This window comes from Gilliamella sp. W8128 (assembly GCF_016100545.1).
Lineage (GTDB): Bacteria > Pseudomonadota > Gammaproteobacteria > Enterobacterales > Orbaceae > Gilliamella > Gilliamella apis.
In genome coordinates, this window is the sequence record NZ_JACFSE010000001.1 from 134,371 (window position 1) to 152,262 (window position 17,892).

General features: G+C 33.3%; 12 protein-coding genes, 1 tRNA gene and 1 pseudogene. 9 read left to right on the plus strand and 5 right to left on the minus strand.

The window, feature by feature from the left end; genetic code table 11:
- Positions 1–210: 210 nt before the first annotated feature.
- The 3 genes from aspT (at position 211) to H3U97_RS00635 (ending at position 5,222) form a co-directional block, all read left to right on the plus strand.
- The gene (gene aspT / locus H3U97_RS00625; protein ID WP_198197543.1) at positions 211–1,911 is read left to right on the plus strand and encodes an aspartate-alanine antiporter; all 1,701 of its coding nucleotides are present in this window, start codon (positions 211–213) and stop codon (positions 1,909–1,911) included.
- Between the two features lie 29 nt (positions 1,912–1,940).
- Positions 1,941–3,542, plus strand: a complete 1,602-nt coding sequence (locus tag H3U97_RS00630; protein WP_198197545.1) for a bifunctional aspartate transaminase/aspartate 4-decarboxylase — start codon at positions 1,941–1,943, stop codon at positions 3,540–3,542.
- A 465-nt stretch (positions 3,543–4,007) separates the two neighbouring features.
- Positions 4,008–5,222, plus strand: a complete 1,215-nt coding sequence (locus H3U97_RS00635; RefSeq protein ID WP_198197547.1) for an MFS transporter — start codon at positions 4,008–4,010, stop codon at positions 5,220–5,222.
- 312 nt (positions 5,223–5,534) lie between these two features.
- On the opposite strand, the gene H3U97_RS00640 is transcribed toward H3U97_RS00635, so the two are convergent.
- On the minus strand, positions 5,535–6,128 hold the full coding sequence (locus H3U97_RS00640; protein WP_198197549.1) for a hypothetical protein: 594 nt from the start codon (positions 6,126–6,128) through the stop codon (positions 5,535–5,537).
- A 348-nt stretch (positions 6,129–6,476) separates the two neighbouring features.
- Between H3U97_RS00640 and H3U97_RS11505 the strand changes: the two genes are divergently transcribed.
- From H3U97_RS11505 to H3U97_RS11510, 3 genes and pseudogenes are all read left to right on the plus strand, one after another.
- The gene (locus tag H3U97_RS11505) at positions 6,477–7,832 is read left to right on the plus strand and encodes an SWIM zinc finger family protein (RefSeq protein ID WP_198197551.1); all 1,356 of its coding nucleotides are present in this window, start codon (positions 6,477–6,479) and stop codon (positions 7,830–7,832) included.
- Complete coding sequence (locus H3U97_RS00650; RefSeq protein WP_198197553.1) at positions 7,822–11,139, plus strand: hypothetical protein; 3,318 nt, start codon at positions 7,822–7,824, stop codon at positions 11,137–11,139. Before H3U97_RS11505 ends, H3U97_RS00650 begins: the two co-directional genes overlap by 11 nt.
- Positions 11,140–11,701: 562 nt before the next feature.
- A pseudogene (locus H3U97_RS11510) lies at positions 11,702–11,863 on the plus strand (KilA-N domain-containing protein); the annotation flags it as partial.
- A gap of 28 nt (positions 11,864–11,891) precedes the next feature.
- Here H3U97_RS11510 and H3U97_RS00655 read toward each other — a convergent pair.
- A complete protein-coding gene (locus tag H3U97_RS00655; protein WP_086365027.1) occupies positions 11,892–12,710 on the minus strand; it encodes a helix-turn-helix domain-containing protein in 819 nt (272 codons plus the stop codon).
- 511 nt (positions 12,711–13,221) lie between these two features.
- Between H3U97_RS00655 and H3U97_RS11515 the strand changes: the two genes are divergently transcribed.
- Complete coding sequence (locus tag H3U97_RS11515; RefSeq protein ID WP_370545666.1) at positions 13,222–13,461, plus strand: 4'-phosphopantetheinyl transferase superfamily protein; 240 nt, start codon at positions 13,222–13,224, stop codon at positions 13,459–13,461.
- Between the two features lie 87 nt (positions 13,462–13,548).
- Here the strand turns inward: H3U97_RS11515 and H3U97_RS00665 are convergent, their stop codons facing one another.
- Together H3U97_RS00665 and H3U97_RS00670 are read right to left on the minus strand one after the other, a co-directional pair.
- Positions 13,549–15,078 (minus strand): DHA2 family efflux MFS transporter permease subunit, encoded by a 1,530-nt coding sequence (locus H3U97_RS00665; protein ID WP_198197557.1) that lies wholly within the window; start codon positions 15,076–15,078, stop codon positions 13,549–13,551.
- Between the two features lie 8 nt (positions 15,079–15,086).
- Positions 15,087–16,274 carry an efflux RND transporter periplasmic adaptor subunit gene (locus H3U97_RS00670; RefSeq protein WP_065578628.1) on the minus strand — a complete coding sequence of 396 codons (1,188 nt, stop codon included), beginning with the start codon at positions 16,272–16,274 and terminating at the stop codon, positions 15,087–15,089.
- Between the two features lie 582 nt (positions 16,275–16,856).
- On the opposite strand from H3U97_RS00670, the gene H3U97_RS00675 reads away from it, so the two are divergent.
- A complete protein-coding gene (locus H3U97_RS00675; RefSeq protein ID WP_198197561.1) occupies positions 16,857–17,012 on the plus strand; it encodes a hypothetical protein in 156 nt (51 codons plus the stop codon).
- 265 nt (positions 17,013–17,277) lie between these two features.
- Here H3U97_RS00675 and H3U97_RS00680 read toward each other — a convergent pair.
- A tRNA-Ser gene (locus H3U97_RS00680) sits at positions 17,278–17,365 on the minus strand.
- Between the two features lie 193 nt (positions 17,366–17,558).
- Between H3U97_RS00680 and H3U97_RS00685 the strand changes: the two genes are divergently transcribed.
- Positions 17,559–17,876 (plus strand): TusE/DsrC/DsvC family sulfur relay protein, encoded by a 318-nt coding sequence (locus H3U97_RS00685; RefSeq protein ID WP_034902173.1) that lies wholly within the window; start codon positions 17,559–17,561, stop codon positions 17,874–17,876.
- Positions 17,877–17,892 lie beyond the last annotated feature (16 nt).

Below are 17,892 nucleotides of genomic sequence, written 5' to 3' on the forward strand. Positions count from 1 at the left end.
TTGATATTATATTTTTCCATTCACTACTTTTGACAATATAATGTTATTTACTGACAATAATATTAATCGTTAAAATTAACTATCTATTCTTGGTATTGAAGTTTAAAATATATCCATATTCATAAATTAGTATGAATATTATTCAAGTTCCAATCTTTTCTTTTCTATCTTTTTCTATTTCATAAATCTTAGCACTTGAGGACAATTATTATGTTTCAATGGCTTTCAAATTGGATTTTAGATGGACTTAAGCATTCACCCGAAATACTTTTATTTCTCTCTTTAAGCTTAGGGTATTTGATTGGTGGAATTCGAATCGGTAAATTCCAATTAGGTGGGGTTGCGGGTTCATTATTGGTGGCAGTTGCATTAAGTGTATTTGGTGTTACTGTCAATGCTGGCGTTAAAGCTGTGCTTTTCGCTCTATTTATTTATGCAGTCGGGTTCGAAAGTGGACCACAATTCTTCCGTTCATTAGGAGTTAAAACTCTACGTGAAATCTTTTTAGCGTTATTTATTGCTGTTGCCGGTTTTGTAACGGTAGTGGTGTTAGCCAAATTATTCCATTTAGATAAAGGTCTTGCTGCTGGTTTAGCCGCAGGAGGATTAACCCAATCAGCTATTATGGGAACGGCATCAGATGCGTTAACTCAGCTAGGTTTAAGCCCAGAAGAGTTAAGTCGATTACAAGGTAATGTGACTATTGGCTATGCGGTGACATATATCTTCGGTTCACTGGGTGCGATTATTGTCTGTGTTAACATTTTGCCAAAAATTATGGGGCGAGAAATTAACGACGATGCAATTAAGGCCGAAGCAGAACAATTACATGGCTCGCTTTTATTAGGTAGTGGTCAAAATTTTGCTTTATCTGATGTAACTGGTCGCTTATATCGTATTACTAATAAGGTTAATCAAACCGTTGAAAGTTTAGAAAAGGTGATTAATGGTATTAGTATTGAGCGAATCAAACGTGGCAATCGTATTATTGAAGCTGCACCTGAAACCTTATTAAAAGCCAAAGATATTATTTTAGTTGTTGGTCATCGTGATGCCATGATTGCTGCAACTGATTTATTGGGTGAAGAAGTGAATTCAGCACAGGGTATGGATGTGGTGATGAATACCCAAGATGTTGAAATGCGTAATACTCGATATGTCGGTCAAAATTTAACGCAAGTGCTTTCATCTGATGAAGTGATGAAGTTAAAGCATGGTATTTATTTAATTGCTGTTCATCGTGATGGACAACCATTGCCATTAAATAATGATATGGTATTTAAGTTAGGTGATGTTATTACCATTTATGGTACCGATGGTGATTTAAGGCGTGTGGTTGACAGAATTGGTGCTCCGATTACCAAAAGTGAAAAAACTGACTGGATATTCCATGGTTTAGGTCTGGTAGTTGGACTTATTATTGGTCTTATTGTGATCAGAGTCAGTGATATTCCAATCACTTTAGGTGCAGGTGGTGGTGCATTATTATCAGGATTATTGTTTGGTTGGTATCGCTCCTTACATCAAACTGTTGGAAATATTCCAACCGGAGCAGTGCAATTACTTAAAGATTTTGGTCTAGCTGGCTTTGTAGCAGTGGTTGGTCTCAGTTCAGGTTTACAAGCAATTAATACGATTAAAGATCAAGGTCTTTCATTATTCTTAATCGGTGTTGTGGTGACTTTATTGCCGATGTTACTAGGAATTTATTTTGGTAAGTATGTCTTGGGTTATAAAAATTCAGCGGTATTTGCTGGCGCTTTAGCCGGTTCTCGCAGTGCAAATCCAGCTTTTGGTGAAGTACTAAATAAAGCCGGTAACTCAACGCCTACCAACTCTTTTGCAATTACCTATGCTTTAGCTAATGTTTTCCTAACATTATTGGGACCATTAGTTGTTGCTTTTGTTTAATTGACATCTCAAATTAAGGATACATGGTTATGAAAAGTAATAATGAATATGCGAAATACGCGAATTTAAGTCCTTTTGAATTGAAAGATAATTTAATTAAACTAGCACAAAGCCATACTGACCGTGTGATGTTAAATGCGGGGCGTGGTAATCCTAATTTTTTGGCAACATGGCCACGACAAGCATTTTTTCAACTTGGTGTTTTTGCGTTACAAGAATCCGAAATGTCTTTTTCATATATGAATGAAGGTGTCGGTGGTATGCCAATTAAGGCTGGTTTAACTGGTCGTTTTGAACATTTTGTTCGTCAAAATTATCAAACTCCGGGTGTGTCATTTTTAGGTAAAGCATTTTCTTATATTCGCGATCAGCTTGGCCTAGATGAAAATGCATTTTTACAAGAGATGGTGGAAGGTATTTTAGGTTGTAATTATCCTGTGCCAGATAGAATGTTACGCTTTAGTGAAGAGGTAGTTAAAGCATATGTGCTTACACAAATGGGGGCACAATATCTTGGTCGTGATGATCTGGATCTGTTTGCCGTTGAAGGCGGTACAGCAGCAATGGCTTATATTTTCAATTCTATGAAAGAAAATAACTTAATCCAAAAAGGTGACAAAATTGCCATTGGCGCACCTATTTTTACACCATATTTAGAAATTCCAGAGCTTAATGATTATCAATTAGTAGAGGTATTAGTTAATTCTGATCCTGATGCCAATTGGCAATATCCAGAAGCTGAATTACGTAAATTAGAAGATCCTGCTATTAAAGCTTTTTATTTAGTAAATCCATCTAATCCTCCATCAGTAAAAATTGATGATAAAAGCTTGCAGATCATTGCTGATATTGTGAAAAAACGTCCGGATTTAGTTATTTTAACTGATGATGTTTATGGCACATTTGCTGATAATTTCCAATCCTTGTTTGCTATTTGTCCAAAAAATACCATTTTAGTTTATTCATTTTCTAAATACTTTGGGGCAACCGGTTGGCGTTTAGGTGTTATTGCAACAGCACGTGATAATATATTCGATAAAAAAATTAAGGCATTACCAAGCAAAACGAGACAGATTTTAAATAAACGCTATAGTTCTATTGTAACTGATCCTGAAAATCTAAAATTTATTGACCGTTTAGTGGCCGACAGTCGTGCAGTGGCGTTAAATCATACTGCTGGGCTTTCAACTCCACAACAAGTACAAATGGTGTTATTTGCTTTGTGTGAGATGATGGATACCGATCAAAGTTATAAAGCTGCATTAAAATCATTGATCCGTCGTCGAGCGGCTTCGTTATATCAACATTTAGGACTTGCGCATCATACTGATCAAAATAGTGTTGATTACTATACCTTAATTGATCTAGAACATATTTGTCGTGAGCTTTATGATGACAAATTTGCTAAATGGATCTTAAAAAATAAAAATCCGTCTGAAATGTTATTTAGAATTGCCGATGAGGCAGGGGTGGTTTTATTACCTGGTAAAGGATTTGCTGTACAGCATCCTTCGGCTCGAGCTTCATTAGCCAACTTAAATGAATATCAATATGCAGCGATTGGCTTATCAATGCGTAAACTTGCTCAAGAGTATTATGCTGAGTATCAAGGAAAAGCTAAGAAAAAATAGTTAATCACTTAGATTAATTCATCTGTCTACATATCAAACCCTAGTTTAACTAGGGTTTTTTATTTTATATATCATTTAACTTGATTATAAATTTTAGTTATTCCTTCTGAATAAAATCAAGTTAATTTAATAATATTGATTTTTTTAAAACAGCTATTTGACAGCTTATTTTTTAATCTATATGATCGCAAATGAAAATCATTATCAACTGTGGCATATTCGGATGAAAAAGATAACTGCAAAATTTAGTTTATTTAGCTTGTGCTTTATGTCCTCATCTTCTCGATATAGAACTTATCAACAACCACGACAAGTAGGTATTTCTGCACAAATAACCTATTGATAAATCAGTTAAATATTATATGTATGAAAGGTCTAAATTTGTTTTATTTTTTACTATTAAAGAATGGTATTAATGAAAATATTATGACCACAAAATAGGTACTGCAAAAGGATAATTAGTAAATGAATGACAATGCAACAATTAAATTACCTAAAAATGTATGGTTATTATTTGTAAGTCTTTATATTACAGAATATGTTGGTATTGGCTTTTTGACTATCGCTTTAGCTTTAATCCTAAGGAAAGATGGCATGGAGTTAGACCAATTAAGTCTTATTCCTTTAATGATGTTACCAATCGGGTTAAAAATTCTATGGGCACCGGTTATTGATAAATATTTAAAACGGCGAATATCTCATTATCGTAATTGGTTATTTATTTCTTTAACGCTAATGTTAGTATGCTTAATATTTATAGCTTTGTTAGATCCTATACAACAGTTTTATATCATTTTACCCATCATTTTTATTTTTTCGACCATGACTGCAACTCAAGAATTAGCCATATCAGGATTAGCCTGTAATATTTTTTTAGCCGAGCAGCGTTATCTTATTTCCAGTATCAAAACCAGTGGTTCTATGATAGGTAATATTTTAGGCGGCGGAGTAATTTTACTACTTTATACCTATATTGGTTGGATGGGTTGTTTATTATTAATTGCTATTTTAATTGGATTTACATTAATTCAACTTTTCTTTTTTGCAGAGTACCGTTACTGTCAAAATAAGCCAATATATGAAAATATGGATCCTAAATATTGGAAAGATCTGATTATCATCTGGAAAGGTAGAATTAATTGGTTAATTATTTTGATACTTATGCCGTTTAGTTTCCTACCGGCTTATAATCTATTATCACCAATACTTGTCGATGATGGTTGGGCATTATCAGATATTGCTATTTTATTAAAAGTATTTGGATCCATTGTTAGCTTAGTGGCTGTTATATTAGTTGCAAAAATCCTCAAGCGATTATCTAGGAAACAAAGTTTAACCTATTCATTACTTTTTCAGGCGTTTGCTTTACTTGCATTCATCCCGATCTCGTTAGGTTATGTTAATATTTTTAATGTCTATTTAGCCTGTTTTCTTTACTTCTTTAGTTTACCTTTAATGTCTATTGCGATTACTGCCATCATAATGGACAACTCAGATAGTTCACAGGCACGTTCTACTGCCTGTAATGCTCAATCGGCACCAAGTTTTATATGTGGATTTATCGTGATATCACTAAGTTATTATCTTGCAAAAAAATTTGGTTATTTTCCAGTTGTAATCGGCTCAATAGTATTGGCATTTTTAAATGCATTCTATGCAAGCAGAACAATGGGAAAATAGGAGCAGAATAGGTAGATAGGATAACTTTATAGTGTAATTGGATGGATAATTAAATTAGTATGCTTATTGCTCAAGATATTGAATACCAAATTCAAGATACCCTTGTTGTTATTGATGTTATTACGGTGCGGAACGCAGTGTGGTAGGAACACTTAACTATAAATGGTAGTTATCAACTATAAACTAACAAAATGCAAACAATTGTTTGCATTTTTTATACTATTTAAAAAAAGATATCATAAAAATAAAATAGTAAGAAAGTTCACCTTGTTGATACATTTGAACAGTTTAAAATGAAATTAGCTTTCTACATTATGGTTTGACTTTAGGTCCATAGCTCCAATCTAGAATGTATGGTTTATAATTAATATCTTGTTCATTATACTTTATAGAAGAGTCCATACCTTCCTCTTCATCTTCCTCTGACGGAATTTTACCAACAAAATCATTCAAATCACCTACTTTAGGTATTGTAGAAAATTCTTCAATAGTGACTAATTTATCATTTTTGACGTAAGTGATCTTCCAAATGTAATTTGTAGGATCTTCACCATGATAGAAAGTATCAGCAAATTTTTCTACCGGGGTTAATAAAGTAGGTAATTCACCACATAGATCAGTTTCGGCGACACAAAACTCAACTAAAACTACACGATAAATATTGTTACCGACGATATATCTCGCAACCGCTTCTCTGGAATAATCGTTTTTATCAGAATAATTATTAACAATAAATACAAAGCGACCATCATCAATATCTGCTGAGTAAGTTAAATATTCTATTCCATCATTTAAAACTTCCTTCTGTTTTTTAAATATGGATATGTTTTCAGTAGTTGGGTTGGCAAATAATGGGGCTGCAAACAACAAAGATAATATAGTGATTTTTTTTAATAGTTCTTTCATGTGTTCTATTCCTATATTTTTATATGCAACAAATAATCTAAGTATGCATTTCAGTAAAGATTGTTGTTTATTGTATTTTAATTTGGTTATTGTACAAATATTTGGCGTTCAATATTGCCAATAAAATTGGTAGATAAGAGTTAAAAACAGATATTTTTCATAAAAACTCTAATATAAATAATCTTCTAATAAATAGATGCTAAAAGCAATGTTTCCCTTTAAAAAAACTCACTTTTTTGTTGGTTTTTGATAAACTAATTATCAATAAACTATATAATCTTAAAAGATATCATATGTAGCATTGGTTCTATTTTAGTATTTGTTTAAATTTTTTATTTAGGAAAAACCGTGCGAGCTTTTTTTCAGCAATCAAATTTTACTGATGGAGCACTAGCTTTAGCGCTTTCGCCTGCTTTGACGCCAACAGGTATTGTTCATCATCCGGTATTTTTTTCTGGTTTTTCGCTTTACCCTCAAATTATTGCAAGAGGATTGCTTGTATTAGCAGACATTACTTCTACGAACTATTGCCAGTATAAGCCTGAGTTTCAAAAAGATCCGGTACTTTCAGCGCAAGGCGATCGTGTAAGAGCAGAGTGTTTTTCTGCCTGTAATGGGGTATATGCACGTTTAGATTTATTAAGAGAAGGCCTTGATGGAGAGATTTATCGAGGTACTACTAATGTTGATATTGGTATTGGTTTAAGACAAGCTCTTGCTAAGGTTAATAGTAAAGACAGACTTCATTTAAATATAGGTGATCAAGGGTTACTAACACGGCATATAGAGGATAAAGGCAATCATCTCAAAGGGTTAGATAAAATCATTTTACAACGGCCTGTTCAAATGCCTAATCGGTGGATAAGAGCTTTAGGCAATATCGCTGAAATCCATAAAAACATGAAGCCAGTTTTTACAATAAAAGGACCTCAAGCACAAATGTTTGTGAGTACTCTACCTAATGTAACGAGTAAAAATCAATCTGGTTGGCTTGTACTATCGCGTTCAGGTATTAAATTAATGCCTAGAAGCGATACGCATAGTGTTTATATATCTGGCTTGCATCGTCTTAATGCACTTAAACGTCTAATAACTAATATTATAAGTTTAACCTTTTACTGTTTGCAAAATAACGAGCAGGGGCCATGCATGATTGAAGTAAGCCTTTTGGGCGCTCGTTTAACACTCAGCTTAACAGCTGAAGCATGGCAAGGATATTCTGGTGAAGGAGCATTGTTAACCTCTTTAGTTTCATCAGCAGAACAAAAAGATTCAAAAATAGTGAATGATCTTTTACAGTTTGATGCGCTTATTAATAAAGAACAATTGTCAAATGCTTCAGCATTAGAGGATTATCGCATTGAGCGCGCACTTGCTTATCTTGCCGTTTGTGGAAAACTTGGGTTTGATGCATACGAAGGTTCTTATTTTCATCGCGAGTTACCAGAAGATCCGAACCGAGTTTTAAAAGATAATCCACGGCTTATTGGTGCACATAATTTAGTTGATCAGGTCGAAAAAATAGATGAGATAACATGGATGGTCAATTCTACAGATGATAGTTATCGTGTGTCTATTCCTACAAATCAATTGGATTGTAATCCACAATGTACATGTAGTTGGTATCTTAAAAATCAACAGAAAAAAGGCCCCTGTAAGCACGTTTTAGCTGTACAAATCAAGGAAGGTATTTATGAACTCTAAGCTTGAAGAAGCCGTTGCTATTTTTAACTCTTTGCGATGGGAAAAAGTAACTATAGATACCATATTACAGCAACCACTAGGAACAAAAGAACAACAAAAAATAGCGCTGAATGGTCTAAAAAATGGAGACTGGGAGCGTCTTATTAAAAGAGAGGCAAACAGCACCTACACCAACGAAGGGTATATAGAATGCAATCTCAAACATATCACATTGTATGCCATTAGGATTGGCGTTTCTATCACCCGTGCTCTAGAGTTTGCTTATTTTGCTGATAGGCCCTTATTACTGCCTATTATTAAGGATAAGGGTGAAAAGTATGCGACTAACTTTATCAGCAAAGCTTGCGTATCTAGAAGAAGAGTATTTGAACACTCTTCAAGTGTATTTGGTGATATTGCCGTTCAACTTGTTGATCAGTTAAATTTAGCTATTCCTGAAAGCTACGAATATATGAAAGATTGGTCAGTTTATGCTGCTTTGTCGATGGGATTACCTGCTAAGGATTATTCAAGAGCAGTATCGATTCAAGAGTTACCGACACAAAAACAAATAAAACGCAGATTTTCTGAGCATATTAAAATAGGGATTGCCGTCAATGTACCTGCAACTGGACCATTCTTTTCTGTATTTATCGAAGGTGTTAAACAAGGTTGGCTCTCAAAACACGACGCAATAGAGTTTATCTTTTTTGCGTTAGATATTGCCAGTCGACCTGGGGATAGAAAGGTTTGGGTTAGTGCAATAGAGGAGTTAGGGATAAGTACTACAACGTTATGTGAAAGAACAGCTGTTTTGATTCCTTTACTTGCCAAAGGTGAATCAGATGTAATTGCAAAAATTGCGCCTATATTGATTGAGAATGTTGATGATGAACTTTTAAATGAGGTAATGATAGCTTCATTCTCAGCAAAGGTTAAATCAACAAAACAGTTAGTTTTAAAAACAGCAATGACAAGAAAAGCCCCTAGTGATTTAGAGCAACTCACACCATGGTTGGCGATATGGTGTGACGATAAAGATAAATCTATTGCAAAGCTAGCTAGTCAATTGGCTAACCATTGGCAACTCAATTATGCACAAAATGAAGAAAGTCATACACAGGACATTAAACATCTTTGGCAAAAAACACCCTCTTTATGGACATGCCCTCAATTTGATTGGGAAGAAGTTACACCTCAAGCACTAACAGAGCTTGCCAGTGAACTGGTTAGTCGAAGAGAGTTTGTTTGTGATACTGTTGCTGAAAGATTTTTAGCTGTTGCAAATAAGATCGCTTATAACGATCCTCAATCGGCTCGAACAAGTTTGGCGGGGGTGAAACCAACATCTGTTGATGTACTACTTAATTTGATTGCTTGTTGGGTGAAAGGAATCGAACCTGAAGGCTATTGGGGAGCAGATCAGAAAGATATGGTACATGAAGTATTGCATGCTCGTAATTATGTAGTGTGCAAAAATTTAGATCAATTGCCTTGTATTTTATCAACTCCTAGTAAGAGTGATCTTTCAATTACAGTAGATGATCTTTGTAAGCGACTAGAAAAATACCAGAAAAATAATATTGATGCACTTGAAGCGGACATATTTTTAGCTTTAACTCGTTTGGATACCAAAACACAAAGTAGTAAAAATTTAAACTTATTAAAAACGTTAAAGGTTGATGTCATTTTACAATCAGGTAAAAAAATGCCTATTAACGCTGGTGACATAGTTTTAGCTTATCTTGATTGCCCAGTAAATGAGGTTTTATTAGATTATAATAAGGAATATTTTTGGGATATAAAAATTCCAACCACTCCATCATTACAATACTTTCCTAAAAGGTTTGATTCTTTAGGTGATTTGACTACTAATGCATTTTCTGTGTTTCCGCTCTGGGGTGATGCTGCTATACGACTGAGTGTTTCCTCATTCAATGAAATGGAGCATGGAAAAGGACTCATTTTTAGGCAAATTGCTAAGAGACAAATACTGTTAACTGCTGGCGCGGCAATGAATATTCTCGCTGCACAGCGTTCAGCATCACCCCGTGCAATAGCTGATATAGCCTTAGCCGTGAATGAGGCATGGGGAAGAGGTTTACTTATACCAGGAATTGCTGATGTTTTCTTACTAGACTGGATAAATAACACTCCTTCTAAATTAGTGAGCTTAGTTGCAACATTGTCAAATATTGCACATCAAGGACTTTTATCAGTGGTATGGCCAATTTTAGATGAATTAATTTTAGCGTCTTTAAAAGCGTCGAGATTGCTAACAGGAACTGATGAAATTGTAGATGCTATGGCAGAATTTTTACCCGAAGTTCAGTTTGCAGTTACCAATGGACTTGCGTCGCCAAACCAACTGGATCTTTTAGGTTTGAGAGCTTTAGCTGAAAAAACAGGTAGTTCACGGGCAATCAGTGTAGCAAAATATATTATTACCCAATTACCAGACATTAAGTCTGTTAAATCAAAAAATTCTGATGAAGTTAATATAACTGATTTTGATAAAATTTGGCCTAAAAAAGAAAGAAACATTCCGGTACTTGATGATGGCGCTATTATCTCAATTGATTTATTAGAGCAAAGCAAATCTAATTCCGCTTTCATTTTTACATTGAAACTACCAGATATTAATGACCGTGTTTTTCATATAGTAAAAACAAATTGGTTTTTTGATTTAGAAATAGAAGGGCAATGTCAAGCATATCCGGCTCCCATGGAACACCCTAAATTTACAACAGATAGCCAAGAAAGTGTTTATTTGCATTGGGATAATGATAAAAAAGCCTTACTGGTGAGCAAATATCGAAATTGGTTAAAAAATGAAGATGGCCCATTGTCTAGTACAGAAATACCAGCATTATCGAATACTTTATTAATAATTGTTATTGGACTTCTCGCTCAAGATGGCGAGGGTGCCTATTTTGCTGAAAATTATGTTTTAACAAGTCGCGTTGATGAAGAAACTGTTCGTAGAGCAATTTTACTATTTTTAAAAAATCCCATTGTAAGTCCTGCAAAACTTATTAGGTCATTAGAAAAAGAAATTAAATTTTTACCATTACTTTGGCCTATTTTAATTGAATGTGTTCGTTTTGTTGGTAATCTCGTTAGCCGAGGAGAAAAAATACCAGTCTGGACAAATCGTATTTTAGATATATCGTTACAGTATGCCGCTTATTTGAAAGAAGCTGCATTGCGTGGTTACATCAAAGATGCTAAATGGGAAGGTCTGCACGAAATAGCTTCATCAAAATTAAAGTCAACAGCGGTGGCGAAAGCAAAACAGTTGCAAGAGGCTTTGAATATTAACCTTTAATCAAAGATTGTTACAGCACTATTAAATCTATATTTATTTAGTTATTTATAGTGCATTATCAATTTTAATGCCTAAGTAGGATGTTATACTTTTGTAGTAGTATGCCTATTTAGGTAATAGTTTTAGTTAAAATGAGCCTTAAGCATAGCCAATTCATTTATCCATAATCATCCAAACGAGAGTGCTTTATTAATCCCCAAATATTAATTTGATGGTATACACTCCTCAATTATTTTTACAAATAAATGATGAAGTGATACTACAGGAAAGAAAGATAACTAACACTACAATAAAAATGACTTATCCTGAAATCAGTTATTTCTTTACCAAAAAATTCCAGATAGAATACTTGCAAATATATATTTTTTATATAGTTATATTCTCGGTTCAACGGATATTGATTAAATTTAATTTTTTATCATAATAACGATGTGTATGAGGGATAGGTGTTCCTCTAGTTTTGTACTCAATATGAAAATGTAACATACTATCTTCAATATTTATCAAGTGTATTTTTTCCATATTCGGATGCATTGTTAATTGTTTACATAATGATTCAAAAGAGCAATTAGTCATTTTATCTAATCTGCAAAGTATTAACTTAGTCTTAATTCATCAAGGTATAAGTACTTGCGAACGCTTGATACAACTCAATGGTATTGCGATTAATCAAATGCAATCTTTGGTCAATATTTCTGAAACGAAGAATCTTATATTCAGTTAGTAGTATATAAACGATAATACAGTGTATTTTAGGTATGTAATGCCTGAAATACGCTGTACAAACAGTAATGTTTTCCGCATATAGTGTCTTTATTATCAATTATTAAAGCTCGTTTGAGTTGTGATGGTCTCAGCCCCAAACTAGATAAACATGTTCTACTAAAATGAGCCGAATCAGAAAATCCCATATCATTGGCTAATTTTGTCAGTGTTGTAGGGGAGTCGAGTGTATCAATTACATCCTGCAATCTTTTCCACAATAGGTAACCCCTGAAATTAATACCCAACTCAGAACGAAAAAGATGAAGAAAGCGACTTTCAGAAAGGTGTATTTTTTCGGCGATTTCCCTCGATGAAATTTGCTTTATGGGTAATGATGAAATAATAGAGATTGCTTTATTAATGCGGTTATCTTGATCACATGAACAATTAGGATCTGACTCACATAATAACTTATAGACGTGATAAAGCTCAAATGGTTGGCTTATAGTAACAGACTTCATAAAATAACTGGCAATTTTTAATGCTTCTTCTTTAGTAAGAAAATAAACAGGATTAGTTTCAGTAAAATGCGATAATAAGTGATAATAGGGATCTTCTGGGTCAATAAGCAAATTAATACAACAGACATCTGGTGCGCGCAGTTTATGGGGAACATTTGATTGAATAATAAAACCAAACACCTCTTTTTTTTCATCTGGTGTTTCTAGTTCAAAAGACATATTGTGCAATGATATTGTCAATTGAAGAGAAGGGTGACGATGCCAATCCGTCGTGATATTGTTTATAAAAAGCAATGTAGATAAATTTTGTCGGTGCACTTTAACTAACAAATCATTGTCTAACATGATATTTTATCCTTGCTAAATAAACATCCTTGTCCTTAAAAACAGTAACATAAACCATATTTAAAGACTATATATATACGTAATTCGATTAACTTTAACTAACTAAAGGATAACACACATCATATATAAAGTTAATCAAGAACAATACAAACGTATTTTTGGCTATTTTAAACCTATCACCAAAAACTTTATTATAGGATCGCAAAATATTTCGCAATCTTTTTGCCATTTTTCAGTAGATAATTTTAATATTAATAATTTTGATAATTTACTATTAAAATTAAAAAAAGACGTTCAATAATTTCCAGTAAGAAGAAAAATAGAGTTCTTAGATGGTAGAGTGTGTTCTGCTATGGCATTAGAAAACTTATTGCGCGAGGGAGAATATTACTGGAGACTAAAAAGTTCCAACGGAGCCGTTTTATGATCTAAAAACATAGCTGGTTCAATATCTCACTTTAATAATTTTGTAACTGCGGTTACAACAAAACACTCAAATGAGGTTTAAAGCATAGGCGTTGATATAGAAAAAATAATGTCCACTCAAAAAACAATTGATTTAAGTCAAACCATCCTAAAATGCTTCACTCCCAGTGACATGATAATGGACATAACACATTACATTACTTTAGTATTTTCAGCCCAAGAGAGTTTATATAAGGCGTTTAGCTCAACTGGTATTACACTTTCATATGAAAATATTTTTTGCATAGGTATAAACAAAGAAAAAAAACATGTACATTACATGTAGGTAATCCGATCAATAAAGTTTTTGAAGTTCATTTTTATTTTTCAAAATATCATAATCTTGTTATGACTTACGTACTTATCTAACCAACTATTTTTCTATTTCATTCTTTGATGTAATGGTTGATTTTGCAAACCAAACAACTATGATTAATAGTATAAAAATAATTCCATATAGCCAAAAAATTTCGTTGGTTGCGATTACCAGCCCCTGATTAGTAATATTTTGTGCTAGTTTTGCCGAAGCTTGAGTTTCAGAAAAACCTTGCAACTGAAACTGCCGATATGTGTATTCTAGCGTTTGTATATTTTGATTCATTAGATCAGTTAGTTGGTTGTGATGAATTGCTTCACGATGTTCCCATAATGAATTTGTTAAAGAAGTACCAATGGAAGTAGATAATGTTCTAAAAAAATTAAATAAACTTCCTGCTGCCGCTAACTTGTGCGAAGGTATATCAGTTAAAATTATTATATTCAAAGGCATAACAAAGCAAGCTATCGCAAATCCTTGAAAGAATTGGGGCCATGCAGAACTCGAAAAATCCATATTAGGCTCAAACGAGTAAGCTCTCCAAAAAAAGCACAAAGCAAAAACAATGAAACCAAAAGTCACAAGCTTCCTCATATCTAAATAAGGAACAAAACGACCGACTATTGGAGCAAGAACAATAGGAACTAAACCGATGGGAGACAATGCTAATCCTGCCCACGTTGCAGTATAACCAAAAACTCGTTGTAATAGCTGTGGTTGCATAACTAATGTGCCTATATGTAGCAAAAATGCCAAACTTATGCAAATCGTCCCTACTGTAAAATTTCTTGATCTAAATAAAGATAGATCAACAATAGGATGATTCGATGTCATTTCCCAAAGAACAAAAAAAGAAAGTGTTACTAACGCTATCACAGATAAAATAATAATTTCAGATGAATTAAACCAATCCAGTTCTTTTCCTCTATCTAAAATTAGCTGTAAACTACCAACACCAAATATTAATAAAGCAAGCCCGATAGTATCTATTCGAGATTTACTTATTTCTGTTTCTCGTCCTTTTAATAATATTCTAATACTTATCCATGCTATTAGACCAATTGGCACATTTAGTAAAAAAATCCAGCCCCAAAATAAATTGTCACTTATCCATCCACCCAAAATAGGTCCGCAGACGGGAGCAATAATAATAGTCATCGACCATATTGCTAAAGACATATTTTTTTTGGAATCTGGAGAGTTAGCTAATAATAAGCTTTGAGAAAGAGGAATAATTGGTCCAGAAACCGCACCTTGTAGTACTCGTGAAATAATTAACATTTCAAGGCTGTTGGAGACACCACATAACCAAGAAGCAAATACAAACAACAAAATTGAAAACAAAAATAATTTAACTTCCCCAAAGTATTTAGCTAGCCATCCAGATATAGGAATTGAAATGGCATTGGATACGGCAAATGATGTAATTACCCATGTTGCTTGGCTACTTGATGTTCCTAGGTTTCCAGCAATAGTAGAGAGAGCTACATTGGCAATTGTTAAATCTAAAATTTGTAAGAAGGCCACTGTTGCCAATGCAACAATAAGCCCAATTAATTTTGCACCTGATAGATATAATGGTGACATTTTATGATTCACTGAATATTACTCTCTAAAATTAAGTTATTTTGCATAATTTCTCGTACTAGTTGCTCGAATTCATCTAAGTCGTAAGCAAGTACATCTGTTTGATATTTAATTTCTTGAGGTGAAATATCAGTAAGTAATTTTCCACTTACATCACTGGTATCCACTGTTACATACATAGATAACCCTACCCGTAATGGATATTCCTTAATTTGCTCTTTATTCAATTCAATACGAACAGGTAAACGCTGAACTACTTTAATCCAATTTCCTGTTGCATTTTGTGCTGGTAATAACGAAAATGCACTTCCCGTTCCCATAGCAATTCCTGTAATCACCCCGTCGAATTTAATATCATCTCCATAAAAATCACTAGTTAACTTAACTTTTTGTCCTATTCGAATGTGTTTTAATTGAACTTCTTTAAAGTTAGCTTCTACCCAAACTTGATCCAAAGGAACAATAACTAATAATCGTTCTCCTCTATTAACCTGTGTTCCAACTTGGACTTGGCGCCTCGAAACATATCCAGTGACAGGGGAAACAATTGTTACTCGTTTTAAGTTAAGCCAAGCTTCCTTTAGTTTAGAAATAGCTTGCTGAATACGTGGTTGTTCTAATAATGAATTCTGCATTAATAGGGCATTATTAATTTCTAACTCTTGCTTGGAAATTTTTAAGTCATTTAACGCAATTAATACATCTTGCCTAGCATGCTCTATTTCTTCTTTTGAAATAGCATTACGAGACCAAAGGCCTTCTCTCCGAGCTAAATCTTTTTCTAATTTATCTAATGTCGCTTGCTTTAATTGAATACTTGCTGACAATTTTTCAGTTGTCAGTTTGATCTGTTGAATTTCTCTTATTACCTTGGCTAATTCATTTTTTGCATAACTAAAATTATTTTCAGCATCAATTGATTCTAATTGAGCGATAACATCTTTTTTTCTTACAAAGTCATTATCATCAACGTAAATGGAGGAGATTCCTCCGCTTATTTGAGTATGAATTGGAATTTGATTTCCCATAACATACGCATTATCTGTAGATTCTGTAAACCGAGAAAACATGTACCAAAAAATGAAGTATCCTATCCCTGAAACTAGGAAAATAACAGATAAAATAATCAATTTTTTATATCGTTTTAAACCATTGAATTGTCGGCCATCGGTGTTGTTTTCCATCCTACACTCCATTTACATCTTTCATTTTAATCATTGCTTCTATGAACAGCATCACAAAATGCTGTTTCATTAAGCAGACATTCCACCATCAATAACTAGAGTTTGACCCGTAATATAATTACCCCTACAACCGAGTAAAAAATTCACAGACATAGCCACTGCCTTATTATTTTCCATTATGTTATTCCATCTCTTGTTTGGTTATTAGATTGTGAAAAGTTAACTGCATTATATAAATGGGTGAGTAATATTGTCTTGAACAAATAAGCTGACTTCATTTTATAAAAAAAAATTATTCATTTATTTAACTCTCTATATTTCAAATAGTTATTTATTCTTTGACAATTATTTTCATTTAAAAAAAAGAATGAGAGATTTAATATAGCTAGTTTATTCAATTAAATAACCTTTGAATTGATATATGCTCACCCAACATATATCTATTAGAGGATATAATTCATGACTTACGACTGTGTAATCATCGGTGCTGGACAAGCTGGACTGTGTTTAGCATCATTTCTGACTAAAAAGATATCACAGTTCTTATATTAGAAAGAGATGAACGTATAGGAGACGTCTGGCCTAGACGATAGTATGCGGTTGTTTACACCAAGAGCAATGAATCAGCTACCAAGTTTAATTATGGCTGTTGATCAAAAAGGGTATCCAGATAAGCATGAAGTGGCTGATTACTTAGAGTTTTACCCTCAACATAACAAATTACATGTATTGCTAAATAAAAACCAATAAAATTCCAAATAAAAAAGGAGTTAGGCTTTACTCTAAACTTACTTTTTTAATTAGTGTTTTAAATTTAAAAAAATTTCATTATTTTTTTGCTAATTCGGCTAATTTAGCCGTTTTAGCCATAAGTTAGTGCGTATTGGCTTAAAATATTGGCAGATGAGAACTTATTTAAGATTGTAAGATTATTTAACTAAAGTGGTATACTAGATGGCAGACTGAAAAAAATTCCATTTCAACTTTTTGATTTTTAGATAATATTTAAAGAAGATGGCGGAAGCGCAGAGATTCGAACTCTGGGAGGGTCGCCCCTCGCCGGTTTTCAAGACCGGTGCTTTCAACCGCTCAGCCACACTTCCGCAATGGCTGTGAATATTAAAGGAGACGGACTTGTTTGTAAATAGTAAATTTAATATTTTTTATCGACTGCTTTAATTTTCGCCAAATTCAGGCGAAATTCAACAAAACTAGATTGTTTACTCGCCAAAACTAGTGTTGCAATCTTATTAATCGAGTATAATACGCAGTAAATATTAAGTTATGTTTTGAAAAATGTTAAATCAAATAGACACTGATGATAAAGGGTATTTAAAAAATTGGCAGGATTGGACTGTTGATTTAGTACCTGAATTAGCTACTTTAGAATCTATAGAGTTAACTGATGCTCACTGGGAAGTGATTTTATTTGTTCGTGATTTTTACTTAGAATATAAAACTTCACCGGCAATTCGTGCATTAGTTAAAGCAATGGAAAAAAAATTTGGTCCAGAAAAGGGCAATAGTAGGTATTTATATAAGTTATTTCCTGATGGTCCAGCTAAACAAGCAACTAAACTTGCAGGCTTACCAAAACCTGTTAAATGTATTTAAGTTAAGAGATAAATTA

Coding starts and splice junctions, on each gene's coding strand:
- H3U97_RS00655 (WP_086365027.1), bottom strand. CDS start 12,710: ATGTTAGACAATGATTTGTTAGTTAAAGTGCACCGACAAAATTTATCT.
- H3U97_RS00640 (WP_198197549.1), bottom strand. CDS start 6,128: ATGAAAGAACTATTAAAAAAAATCACTATATTATCTTTGTTGTTTGCA.
- H3U97_RS00675 (WP_198197561.1), top strand. CDS start 16,857: ATGCGGTTGTTTACACCAAGAGCAATGAATCAGCTACCAAGTTTAATT.
- H3U97_RS00670 (WP_065578628.1), bottom strand. CDS start 16,274: ATGGAGTGTAGGATGGAAAACAACACCGATGGCCGACAATTCAATGGT.
- H3U97_RS00650 (WP_198197553.1), top strand. CDS start 7,822: ATGAACTCTAAGCTTGAAGAAGCCGTTGCTATTTTTAACTCTTTGCGA.
- H3U97_RS00665 (WP_198197557.1), bottom strand. CDS start 15,078: ATGTCACCATTATATCTATCAGGTGCAAAATTAATTGGGCTTATTGTT.
- H3U97_RS00630 (WP_198197545.1), top strand. CDS start 1,941: ATGAAAAGTAATAATGAATATGCGAAATACGCGAATTTAAGTCCTTTT.
- H3U97_RS00635 (WP_198197547.1), top strand. CDS start 4,008: ATGAATGACAATGCAACAATTAAATTACCTAAAAATGTATGGTTATTA.
- H3U97_RS00685 (WP_034902173.1), top strand. CDS start 17,559: ATGTTAAATCAAATAGACACTGATGATAAAGGGTATTTAAAAAATTGG.
- aspT (WP_198197543.1), top strand. CDS start 211: ATGTTTCAATGGCTTTCAAATTGGATTTTAGATGGACTTAAGCATTCA.